Origin of the sequence: Streptomyces sp. 2A115, from assembly GCF_052245575.1 — a bacterium.
Lineage (GTDB): Bacteria > Actinomycetota > Actinomycetes > Streptomycetales > Streptomycetaceae > Streptomyces.
In genome coordinates this window covers 1-852 of record NZ_JBQQCG010000247.1, presented here as the reverse complement: position 1 = coordinate 852, position 852 = coordinate 1, and the positions used below count along the sequence as shown (strand labels likewise).

The window sequence follows — 852 nt, the reverse complement described above, 5'->3', positions numbered from 1 at the left end:
AGCTTGGCGTTTAACGTGGGCGGGCTTGGTGTTCCTTGATCGACTCGGCGCGTTTGACGGTCTTGCCGACGTCGTGGTGCCTGGCTCGGTGCTTGTTCTTCGAGCCGGGAGGCCGTCCCGGGCCCGGCCGGGAGGGTTTTGGTGCGGCCGCTGGACGGGCAGTGGTCGCGCGGACGTTGCGAAACCCCCGGCGGACGCGGGCGGGGGTAAGGCGCCGGGGCTCGGCCGGTCGTTCCCAGGGGCGGCGGAGGTCCTCGGCGAGGGGTCGGGCCAGCCGGAGCTGGGTGTGGGCGGCGATGATGAGCCAGGTCCACAGGTCGGCGGTGTCCGCGTGACGGACCTTCGGGGCGGTCCAGCCGAGGGTCTGTTTCATGAGCCTGAAGGTGTGCTCAAGATCGAATCTGCGGAGGAATGATTGCCACCAGCGGTCCACGTCCGTGGGTGTGGGGGCGGTGGCTGAGCACCACAGCCAGACCGGTTTCGGGTCGCGGTCGCCCGGCAGGCGCTCGACGTTCAGGCGGATCAACGTGCCGTGCAGGATGGGCAGTTCCTCTTCCGCGTGGTCCAGCCAGGGGCCGCGGTGGGTGAGCCGGGGGTGCATCCGGTCCCAGGCTCTGGCCTCGGCCTTGCCGTAGCGGGTGGTGTCCGTGACCGTGGTGACCTCGGGTTCGTGCCAGCTGTCGGGCTTGGCGAAGGTCAGGACGCCGCCGTGCCGACGCGGCCGTCCCCCCTTCGGCCCGGAGCGGGCGGGGCCGGGGTCGCGGAGCATGACGCGGTCCGAGCGCAGGCGTCCGACCAGGACGACGGGCAGGTCCGCCAGGGCGTGGGAGAGGTAGGCGACGTCGTAGCCGG

At 71.6% G+C, this 852-nt stretch carries 1 protein-coding gene; it reads right to left on the bottom strand.

All coding sequences use genetic code 11. The features are described 5' to 3' along the window. Positions 1 to 10: 10 nt before the first annotated feature. A partial coding sequence (locus tag ACTWQR_RS55855; protein ID WP_443235033.1) for a transposase occupies positions 11 to 852 on the bottom strand: 842 nt, incomplete at its 5' end.